The organism is Ferrovibrio terrae (genome assembly GCF_943371255.1).
GTDB classification, from domain to species: Bacteria; Pseudomonadota; Alphaproteobacteria; order Ferrovibrionales; family Ferrovibrionaceae; genus Ferrovibrio; species Ferrovibrio terrae_B.
This window is the reverse complement of the sequence record NZ_CALRUC010000144.1, coordinates 1-9,443: the sequence shown is the minus strand read 5'-3', so window position 1 is coordinate 9,443 and position 9,443 is coordinate 1. Positions and strand designations below refer to the sequence as shown.

The 9,443-nt window shown below is 64.8% G+C and carries 7 protein-coding genes; 2 read left to right on the top strand and 5 right to left on the bottom strand.

Going from position 1 to position 9,443, the window contains the following annotated elements:
- A partial coding sequence (pepN, locus tag AAG799_RS20770) for an aminopeptidase N (protein ID WP_341898865.1) occupies positions 1–2,004 on the top strand: 2,004 nt, incomplete at its 5' end.
- Here pepN and AAG799_RS20765 read toward each other — a convergent pair.
- The 3 genes from AAG799_RS20765 to AAG799_RS20755 are packed head-to-tail and all read right to left on the bottom strand — an operon-like array spanning position 2,001 to position 5,277.
- On the bottom strand, positions 2,001–2,630 hold the full coding sequence (locus AAG799_RS20765) for a TetR/AcrR family transcriptional regulator (RefSeq protein ID WP_341898863.1): 630 nt from the start codon (positions 2,628–2,630) through the stop codon (positions 2,001–2,003). The two genes, pepN and AAG799_RS20765, sit on opposite strands and share 4 nt — an antisense overlap.
- Positions 2,627–4,210 carry a DHA2 family efflux MFS transporter permease subunit gene (locus tag AAG799_RS20760; RefSeq protein WP_341898861.1) on the bottom strand — a complete coding sequence of 528 codons (1,584 nt, stop codon included), beginning with the start codon at positions 4,208–4,210 and terminating at the stop codon, positions 2,627–2,629. Before AAG799_RS20760 ends, AAG799_RS20765 begins: the two co-directional genes overlap by 4 nt.
- A gap of 14 nt (positions 4,211–4,224) precedes the next feature.
- The gene (locus AAG799_RS20755; RefSeq protein WP_341898860.1) at positions 4,225–5,277 is read right to left on the bottom strand and encodes an HlyD family secretion protein; all 1,053 of its coding nucleotides are present in this window, start codon (positions 5,275–5,277) and stop codon (positions 4,225–4,227) included.
- 210 nt (positions 5,278–5,487) lie between these two features.
- Here AAG799_RS20755 and AAG799_RS20750 point away from each other — a divergent pair, with 210 nt between their 5' ends.
- Positions 5,488–6,729: an MFS transporter gene (locus tag AAG799_RS20750; RefSeq protein ID WP_341898859.1), complete on the top strand. Its 1,242-nt coding sequence runs from the start codon at positions 5,488–5,490 to the stop codon at positions 6,727–6,729.
- Here the strand turns inward: AAG799_RS20750 and AAG799_RS20745 are convergent.
- Complete coding sequence (locus AAG799_RS20745; protein ID WP_297684957.1) at positions 6,726–8,072, bottom strand: pentapeptide repeat-containing protein; 1,347 nt, start codon at positions 8,070–8,072, stop codon at positions 6,726–6,728. The two genes, AAG799_RS20750 and AAG799_RS20745, sit on opposite strands and share 4 nt — an antisense overlap.
- 55 nt (positions 8,073–8,127) lie before the next feature.
- Positions 8,128–9,443, bottom strand: a 1,316-nt coding sequence (locus tag AAG799_RS20740; protein WP_341898858.1) for a pentapeptide repeat-containing protein, incomplete at its 5' end; no start/stop codon positions are given.

The window sequence follows — 9,443 nt, the reverse complement described above, 5'->3', positions numbered from 1 at the left end:
AGCGGCCGCAAGGTCGCGCTGCGGATTTTCGTCGAGCATGGCAAGCAGGGCCGCACGGCCTATGCGATGGATGCGCTGAAACGCTCGATGCGCTGGGACGAGACCCGCTTCGGGCTGGAATACGACCTCGACCTGTTCAACATCGTCGCCGTCAGCGATTTCAATATGGGTGCGATGGAGAACAAGAGCCTGAATGTCTTCAACGACAAATTCATTCTGGCCGATCCGGACACTGCCACCGATGTGGATTATGCCGGCATCGAGGCCGTGGTGGCGCATGAGTATTTCCACAACTGGACCGGCAACCGCATCACCTGCCGCGACTGGTTCCAGCTGTCGCTGAAGGAAGGTCTTACGGTCTTCCGCGACCAGGAATTCACCTCCGACATGCGCTCGCGCCCGGTCAAGCGCATCCAGGATGTACGTCTGCTGCGCAGCCGCCAGTTCCCCGAGGATGCCGGCCCGCTGGCGCATCCGATCCGGCCCGACAGCTACATCGCCATCGACAATTTCTACACGCCGACGATCTACGAGAAGGGCTCCGAAGTCATCCGCATGATCCACACCATGCTGGGCGAGGCGGGTTTCCAGAAGGGCATGCAGCTCTATGTCGAGCGCCACGACGGCGAAGCCGCAACCTGCGACCAGTTCGTTGCCGCCATGGCCGATGCCACCGGCACCGACCTGTCGCAGTTCCAGCGCTGGTATGCCCAGGCCGGCACGCCGGAGGTGACGGTGGCAGGGCGATACGATGCCGCCAGCGGCGATTATGAACTGACCGTGATGCAGCGGGTACCGCCGACCCCGGGCCAGCCTGACAAGCAGCCGGTGCAGATGCCCTTTGGTGTCGGCCTGCTGGATGCGCAGGGCCGCGATATTCCGCTGCGCCTTGAGAGCGGAAGCGCGGTCAAGGATGGCATCCTGACGCTGACCGCGCCGACGCAGGTGTTCCGCTTCAAGGGTGTGCCGGAGCCGAAGGCGATCTCGCTCAACCGCGGCTTCTCGGCCCCGGTGCTGGTGAAGGCGAAGCAGGATGGCGGCGCGCAGGCGTTTTTGATGGCGCATGATTCCGATGCCTTCGCGCGCTGGGAGGCCGGCCAGCAATATGCCACCGAGCTGCTGCTGAACCGCGTCGCCGATCCGGCACGGGCTTTCGATCCGGCCTTCATCGAAGCCATCGATTTGACATTGCGCGATGACGCGCTGGAAAAAGCCTTCATTGCCGAAGCGATCACCCTGCCGAGCGAGGACTACATCGCCGACCGCATGGATGTGGTGGATGTCGACGGGATTCACGCCGCGCGGCGGGCTCTGCGGCGGGAGATCGCGCAGACCTGTCGCCCGCAGTTGGAAGCGATCTACGCGGCGAATACCGTGCCGGGACCGTACAGCCCGGATTCCACTGCGGCCGGCCGGCGCTCGCTGAAGAATGCCGCGCTGTCCTATCTGTCGGAACTGGCCGATGTGGATGCGGGCCTGCGCCGCCTGATCCATGAGCAATACACCAAGGCCGATAACATGACCGATCGCGCGGCGGCCCTGCGCCTGCTGGTCGATCTGCCGGGCACGGAACGCCAGGCGGCGCTGGCCGATTTCTACCAGCGTTTTTCCGACGATCCGCTGGTGCTCGACAAATGGCTGATGCTGCAGGCGATCTCGGCTTTGCCCGATACGCTGCAGCAGGTGACGGCGCTGCTGACGCATCCGGCCTTCTCGATGCAGAAGCCGAACAAGGTGCGGTCCCTGATCGGCGGCTTCACCGCCAATGCGCTGCGCTATCACGCTGCCGATGGCACGGGCTATGCCTTCCATGCCGACCGCATCCTCGAGCTGGAGCCGATCAATCCGCAGGTTGCCGCCCGGCTGCTGGCGCCGCTCGGCCGCTGGCGCCGTTTCGATGCCGGCCGGCAGGCCAGGATGAAGGCCGAGCTGCAGCGCGTGCTGGCCAAGCCGAACCTGTCGCGCGATGTCTACGAGATCGCCTCGAAGTCGCTCGGCACTTAAGCGGGTTTGCTGTAGGCGCGCAGGAAAGTGCTGACCGCGCTGTCGACCCGGCGCCGGATTTCGGCCGCCGGCATCTCGCCGTCGATGCGCAGGGTGCGCCGCATGCTGCGATGGCCCATCAGCATGCCGAAGAACTGTTCCGCCGCCAGCACCGGATCATCCACCGCCAGGCGGCCGGTTTCGGTTTCGCGGTCGAGATAGGCGGCGAGGCGGGCCAGCCCTCTGCCGGGGCCATTGGCATAAAAGGTCGGCCCCAGCGTCGGGAAGCTGGCGGATGAGGTGATCAGCAGGCGTTGGAACTGCACGGCGCGGTCGGACAGGATCCTGCTGAGGAAGCCGATGCCGAGCGCGGTCAGCACATCGCGCGGCGTAGCTTCGGGCGACAGCTCGGCCAGGGCTGCGGTGATCTGGCTGGAGCTTTCCTGCACGATGGCGGCGAACAGGTCGTCTTTCGAGGCGAACAGGTTGTAGATGGTCTGGCGCGACACGCCGGCCCGGGCGGCAATCGTCTCCAGCCCGATGCCGTAGCCATGCTCGAAGAACAGCTCGCGCGCGGTCTCCAGGATCGCTTCGCGCTTGGCGGCATCGACCGGCCGGCCGCGCTTGATCGGTGCCTGCTTGTTCAATGGCCACCGCCGGCGCCGGCTGGCGCGGGTTTGGGCCGTTGCGCGAACACCACCGCAATGGCGGCGACGAAGAACAGCACCGAGAGAATCACGAAGACGTCGATGAAGCTCATGATATAGGCCTGCGCCTGCACCTTGTTGCCCAGCATCTTCATGGCAAAGGCGGTCTGGTCGGCTGCGGTGCGGTCGCCGAACATATTGGCGATGCTGTCGATATACTGCTGCACTTCCACCCGGCCGGGATTGACGAAATCGACCAGGCGGTTCCAGTGGAAATTGGTCCGTTCGGTCATGATCGTGTTGATCGCGGCAAGGCCGAAGGCGCCGCCGAGATTGCGGGTCAGGTTATACAGCCCGCTGGCATTCTTCAGTTCGTCCTGCGGCAGGGTGCCCAGCGCGATCACGTTGATCGGCACGATGCAGAACATCAGCGCCGCGCCGCGCATGATCTGCGGCAGCAGCAGCTCGTCGAACTGCCAGTCGCCGGTCAGGCCGGTCATGATCCAGGTGCTGGCACCGAGCAGGGCGAAGCCGAAGGCCAGCACCGGGCGCGGATCCACCTTGCGGGCCAGGATGCCAGCCATGGGTGCGGACATGAACTGCGCCAGGCCGGTGACGAACATGACCTCGCCGATCTGCAGGCTGTTCAGCCCGCGCACGCGGCCGAGATAAAGCGGCAGCAGGTAGACCAGGCCATAGAGGCCGATGCCGATGGTGAGGCTGAACAGGCAGCCGGTGGCGAAGTTGCGGTTGCGGAAGGCCTTCAGATCTACGATCGGGTTGGCGTAGGTGAGGCTGCGCCAGAAGAACAGCACGGCGCCGATGCCGCAGGCGACGGCGAAATTGCGGATCGCCGCATCGGCAAACCAGTCGTTGCGGGTACCTTCCTCCAGCACGTATTCCAGGCTGCCGAGGAACACCGCCAGCGCGCCGAGACCGATATAGTCGAAGCCCTTGAGCAGCGCGTAATTCGGCTTGTCGATATCGATGAAATTCCACACCAGCAGGCAGACGATGATGCCGGGCACGATGTTGATCAGGAACAGCCAGTGCCAGGAGAACAGCTGGGTCAGGTAGCCGCCGAAGGTCGGCCCGATGGTGGGGGCCAGCGTGGCGACCAGGCCGATGATCACCGTGGCGCCGGCCATCTTCTCGCGCGGGAACATCATGTAGGTGCTGGCGAACACGGTGGGGATCATGGCGCCGCCGAGGAAGCCCTGCAGGGCGCGCAGCACGATCATGGTCTCCAGATTCGTCGCCATGGCGCAGCCGAGGCTGGCGAGCGTGAAGCTGGCGGCCGAGATGGTGAACAGCACACGCGTCGACAGCAGGCGCGAGAGATAGCCGCTGAACGGGATCATGATCACTTCGGCGATCAGATACGATGTCTGCACCCAGCTGATCTCGTCGGCAGACGCCGAGAGGCCAGCCTGGATCTCGGCCAGCGAGGAGGACACGATCTGGATGTCGAGGATCGCCATGAACATGCCGATCACCATGGCGAAATAGCCGATCATCCGGCCTTTCTGCGTCGCCGGGGCGGCTGGGATCTGCGCCATGGTGGCAGCGGTGGCAGACATGGTCGCGCGGCCCGTTACTTCGCTGCCGTGCGCAGCGCGGTTTCGCTGCGCGTATCGATATCCACCACCACCGACATGCCGGGCACCAGGAAGGGCTGGGCTTCGGCCTTGTCGATCACCAGCTTGACCGGCACGCGCTGCACGATCTTGGTGAAGTTGCCGGTGGCGTTGTCAGGCGGTAGCAGGCTGAACTTGGCGCCCGAGGCCGGCGCGAAGCTCTGGATGCGGCCCTTGATGGTCAGGTCGGGGAAGGCATCGACATGCAGGCTGGCGCTCTGGCCCGGCTTCATGCCGCGCAGCTGCGTCTCCTTGAAGTTGGCGACGACATACACCTCGTCGGTCGGCACGATCACCATGATCTGGGTACCGGGCTTCACATACTGGCCGGTCTGGCCGGTGCGGTTGCCGATCACGCCATCGACCGGCGCGCGGACCACGGTGTTGTCGAGATCGAGTTTCGCGGCGGCAAGATCTGCCTCGGCCTGGGCGATCTGGGCCAGGCCCTGTTCGCGGTTGGCCTTCAGCACGGCGATCTGGTTCTGCTCGACAGACTTGGCGGCCTCGGCGCGGTCGACTGCAGCTCTGGCCTTGCGCTGGTCGGCCTGGGCCAGTTCCAGCTTCTGGTTGGAGACATAGTTGCCGACGGCGAGCTGGCGATAGCGCTTGAGGTCTTCCTCGCTGCGCACCTGATCGGCGCGGGTGCTGCGCCAGGAGGCATCGGCTTCGGCGATGGTGGCCTGCTGGCTGGCCAGTTGCTTGTCGATCACGTCGATGGCGGCGCGGCGCGCCTGCACGGCGGCAGCGGCCTGCGCCACCTTGGCGCGATAGTCGCTGGCATCGATCTCGAACAGCACGGTGCCGGCCTTGATCCGCTGGTTGTCGGCCACCGCCATGCTGGTGATGTAGCCGGTCACCTTGGGCGCCACGACGGTGATGTCGGCGCCGATATAGGCGTTGTCGGTGCTTTCGATGAAGCGGCTGTAGCTCCACCAGTGCCAGGCACCATAGGAGGCGCCGGCCAGCACCAGCAGGCCGGCAGCGGAGAGGATGGCTTTTTTCTTGGTCATGATTGTCAGTCCCGCGAAGGGTAAGGGGGCCCGGAGGTCAGGGGCGGAATGATCTATAGGATTAGTGGGCGGCCCTGTCCATTAAATCGGGGCTGAAAGCCGTGATGCCAGTCACAGGATGGGGCGCAGGCCCCGGCATGACAGCGCAATATCCGGATAGTTTGTGTTCCGCCAATGGCTTACTCCGGCTGCAGTCCCCTGGAGCCGACCATGCCGATGACCCCGTTGAACCGCCTCAGTCTCGCCAACCTGGCCGCCAATGGCGCCGAACAGCTCGCCATGGCGGCGATCCCGCTGATGGCGGCGCTGGCGCTCGGTGCCACGGCCGAGACCATGGGCGCGCTGAGTGCCGCCCAGACCCTGCCGTATCTGCTGCTGTCGCTGGTGGCCGGCATCTGGGCCGACCGGCTGCCGCGGCATTACCTGATGGCTGGCAGCGAGGCCGGGCGCGCGCTGCTGCTGGCGCTGGTGCCGCTGCTGGCCTTTGCCGGCTGGCTCGATCTGGTCAGCCTCGCGATCCTGGGCTTCGCACTGTCGGCTTGCACCGTGCTGTTCAATGTCGCGGCACAGGCCTATCTGCCGGCCATTGTGGCGCGCGAGGGCCTGCCGGCAGCGAATGCAAAGATCGAATTCACGCGTGCCGCCGCCGTCTTCCTCGGACCGGGCCTCGCCGGCGCGATTGCCGGCTGGACCTCACCGGCCCTGGCGCTGGCCGTCTCGGCAGTGACCTCGGCACTCGCCGTCCTGCTGTTGCTGACCCCGGGCATGCGCAGGGATCTGCCCAGCACCGAACGTCCGCCGATCCGCCATGCGCTGGCCGAAGGCCTCGCCGTGGTGTGGCGTCATCCGCTGCTGCGCGCGATTGCCGCCTGCGCGATGGCGTGGAATTTCAGCTGGTTTGTGCTGATGGCGGTGTTCGTGCTGTTTGCCATCAACACGCTCGGCCTGACGCCGGCACAGACCGGCATCGCGCTGGGCGCGCAGGGGCTCGGCATGCTGCTGGCCGCGCTGGCAGCGCCAATGATTCACGCCCGCCTGCGGCTCGGCCACATGATCCTGCTCGGCCCGGCCACCTCGCTGCTGGCTGCCCTTGCCATTGGTGCCACCACCGCGATGCAGGACGATGCGGCCTTCACGCTGCTGCTCGTCGGCTTTTTCCTGTTCGGCTTCGGACCGATGCTGTGGACCATCGGGCAGACCAGTCTGCGCCAGGCCATCGTGCCGCTGCGCCTGATCGGCCGCGTCAGCGCGATCCAGCAGGTGGCGACGCTGGGCATGCGGCCACTCGGTGCGCTGGTCGGCGGTTTTGTCGGAGAGCGGTTCGGTCTGGGGGCCGCGATCTGGCTGGCAGTCGCGGGTTATGGCGTGCAGCTTGCTGTCATCCTGCTGTCGCAGATGCCGGCGCTGGATGCGCTGCCGCCATCGCTGGACGAGGAGGGGGCAACCGCCTAGTCGCTGCTCTTTTCCATATTCGGCTTCGGAACCTTGAAGCCGATGGCGCCGCGCAGGTCGGCACCTTCCAGATCGGCGCCGCGCAGGTCGGTATTGGTGAGATCGGCATCGAGGAAGGAGCAGCCGCGCAAATTCGCGCTGCGGAAATCGGCCAGCGTCAGGATCGAGCGGTTGAACACCGCACCTTCCAGATCGGCGCCCTGGAACTTGGCCTGGGTCAGATTGCATTCCTGCAAGCTGGCCGACTGGCGGCGATGCATCGCGCCAGTGATGCTGACGGTCGACAGCTTGGCACCACGGAAATCGGCATTGGTCATGATGGCGCGGTCGAACTTGGCGCCCTGCAGATTGCAGGTGGCGAAATTCGCATTCAGCATCATGGCGCCGCGCAGATCCGACAGCACAAAGCGCGAGCCGGAGAAATCTGTGTTGCGCAGGATGGCATAGGAGAAGTCGCCGGCCGAGAAGTTGATGTTGGTCAGCTTGAGATCGGAGAGGTCATAGCGGCTGAAATCCACCCGCATGCCTTGTTTGCCCAGGGTCTCGATCCAGGTGAGATGCTCCTTGACGATGAACTGCAGCGAGCGGTCGAGACTCTCCAGGCTGCGCGGCATGATCGCCTTGGTGACATCGGCATCGCGCAGGTCGATCGGGCGGAAATAGGCAGCCGTCAGGTCGGCGCCTTCGAAATTGGTTTCGTTCAGCACGGCCCCTGCCAGAACAGAGCCATGCAGAATGCAATGCGACAGGTTGGACGCCGTGAGGTCGGCACCGGTGAACAAACATCCGGACAGGTTCGAACCTGACAGATCCGCCCCGTTCAGCTTGGCATTGGAGAAATTGCAGTTGCTCAGGTCGGTGTTGCGGCCGACCACCTTGCCCAGCTTGGCCGAGGTGAGGTTGGCGCCGGCCATCTTCGCATTGTCGATCGAGGTGGCGCGCTTGAGCACGGCAATCAGGTTGCCGTCTTCATCCGGGCGCAGCAGCACGCCGTCGCGGATATCGGCATTGGTCAGGTTGGCGGATTCAAGATTGGCATTGCGCAGGTTCACGCCGCGCAGGTCGGCCTTGGTCAGGTCGGCACGACGGAAATCGGCGCCCTGCATGTCGGCGGCGAAGAAGGACGAGCCGACCAGGGCGGCATGGCTGAAATCGGCATAGTTGAGCTTGCTGCCGACGAAATCGGCCGAGGTCAGCTCCTTGCCGCTGAAATCCACCCGCGAGGCATCGCGGAAATGCAGCACCATGCGCTTGCCGCCGCGCACGCCGCGCACGTAGTTGGCATGAGATTCGAACATCTCATCAACTTCGTACTGGGCAATGACCTTAACGGGATTGTTCATCGGGCGGCTTCTATATCAGGCTCTTGTCGGCCAGCCTAGCATAGGCAGGAATGGTTCACGACAGGTTGACGCCGCTGGCGCCGGTGAAGTCCGCGCCCGAAACCTTGGCATCGCGCAAATCGGCACCGGTCAGATCGGCGCCCCGGAAATTGGCGCCTTTCAGGTTGGCGTCGCGCAGATCGGCATGCATCAGGATCGACCGGGTCAGGTTGGCGCCCTCAAGGTCACAGGCGCTGAGGTTGGACTGGCTCAGATTGGCATTCTCCAGGTTGGCATGCCAGCGCTTGCCATGCAGGGAGGAAATCGGCATCGGCGCCAGCCTGGCGCCGCGGAAATTGCTGCCGATCAGGTTGGCGCCGCTGAATTTCACCCCGCGCAGGTCGGCCCCGGTGAACTGGGCATTCAGCAGCATGGCATCGGTGAAATCGCACATGGTGAGCGCCGCGCCGCCGAAATCGGCCTCCACCAGGGTGGACTGGATGAACAGCGCTGCCGAAAGATCGATCTTGGCCAGTTTGACCCCGGACATGTCGATGCGGCTGAAATCCGCCCGCTGCCCCTTGGCGCCGAGCGATTCCGTCCAGGCCAGATGCTCGCGCAGGATAATCTGCAGCGGCTTGTCCAGATCGGCGATGTTCTTTGGCAATTGGGCGCCGGCCAGGCGGGCATCGCGCATCTCGCTCTGGCGGAAGAAGGCGCCTGCCAGATCGGCGCCATCGAATTTGGTGCCGTTGAGCATCGCGCCGGCCAGCACGGCGCCCGACAGGCTGCAGCCGCTCATATTGGTGTTGGTGAGATCGGCGCCGACGAAAATCGCCCCGCGCAGATCAGAATTGGACAGGTCGGCATCGGTCAGGCGCGCATTGGCCAGATTGGCGTGGCTGAGATCGGCCTGCTGGCTCATCAGCCGGCCCAGCTTGGCGCCGATCAGCTTGGAATGGCTCATATGCGCTTTTTCGGTGACGGCGCCGCCGACCGCGATCGGCACCAGATTGCCGTCTTCATCGGGTTTCAGCAGCCGGCCATCACGCAGGTCGGCGCCCGACAAATCGGCGAATTCCAGGCTGGCGCCGCGCAAGATGGCGCCGCGCAGGTCGGCGCGGGTCAGGTCGGCCGAGGAGAAGTCGGCCATCTCCAGAACCGCCCCGTAGAAATTGGCACCGCTCAGCTTGCAGAACTTGAATACCGCCCCGCTGAACCGGCCGCCCACCATGGCAGCCTCGCGCAGGTCACGGTTGGCGAAATTCAGCCCGGAGGCGTCACGAAACTGCAGGTTGAGGCGAAGTCCGCCCCGCATGCCACGCGCGAAGCGCTCATGGCCGGCGATCAGGGGGTCGAGATCTTTCTGATGCACCACCGGGTCCGACATCG

What these genes read in the sequence shown, in the direction of transcription:
- AAG799_RS20750 (WP_341898859.1), top strand. Translation starts at nt 5,488, where the DNA reads ATGCCGATGACCCCGTTGAACCGCCTCAGTCTCGCCAACCTGGCCGCC.
- AAG799_RS20755 (WP_341898860.1), bottom strand. Translation starts at nt 5,277, where the DNA reads ATGACCAAGAAAAAAGCCATCCTCTCCGCTGCCGGCCTGCTGGTGCTG.
- AAG799_RS20760 (WP_341898861.1), bottom strand. Translation starts at nt 4,210, where the DNA reads ATGTCTGCCACCGCTGCCACCATGGCGCAGATCCCAGCCGCCCCGGCG.
- AAG799_RS20745 (WP_297684957.1), bottom strand. Translation starts at nt 8,072, where the DNA reads ATGAACAATCCCGTTAAGGTCATTGCCCAGTACGAAGTTGATGAGATG.